The 389-nt window shown below is 40.4% G+C and carries 1 protein-coding gene; it reads right to left on the bottom strand.

Translation table 11 applies throughout. The features are described 5' to 3' along the window. Positions 1-389: sugar phosphate nucleotidyltransferase (locus tag CWB85_RS21640; protein WP_249314953.1), on the bottom strand; the 389-nt coding region annotated here is incomplete at both ends.

The raw sequence follows: 389 nt of genomic DNA, 5'->3' as shown, positions 1-389 counted from the left end.
CAAGTTTGATGGCGCATCTGCCACTTTTGGTTTTTCAACCATAGTTTTAATTTTCGCGCTTTCACCTGCACTAATCACCGCGCCATCAATATCCGCAATACCATATTTGCTAACATCTTGTTCAAGCACTGGCTCAAGCATAATTTGGCTTGCTTTAACGTCATTAAAACGTTTGATCATTGCAGCCAAGTTTTCAGTTTTTTGGTCTGCGGTATAAGCGTCTAATATTACGTCTGGCAGTAAAACTACAAAATCATCATCACCAATAATTGGCTTGGCACACAAAATAGCATGTCCTAGGCCTTTTGCTTCACCTTGGCGAACACTCATAATAGTTACATCAACAGGGCAAATTGAACGCACTTCATCAAGTAGCGTACGTTTTACAC

The organism is Pseudoalteromonas sp. S1727, assembly GCF_005886375.1.
GTDB lineage: Bacteria > Pseudomonadota > Gammaproteobacteria > Enterobacterales > Alteromonadaceae > Pseudoalteromonas > Pseudoalteromonas haloplanktis.
Note: the sequence above shows the minus strand (reverse complement) of the source record. Positions and strands in the feature narration are given on the sequence as shown.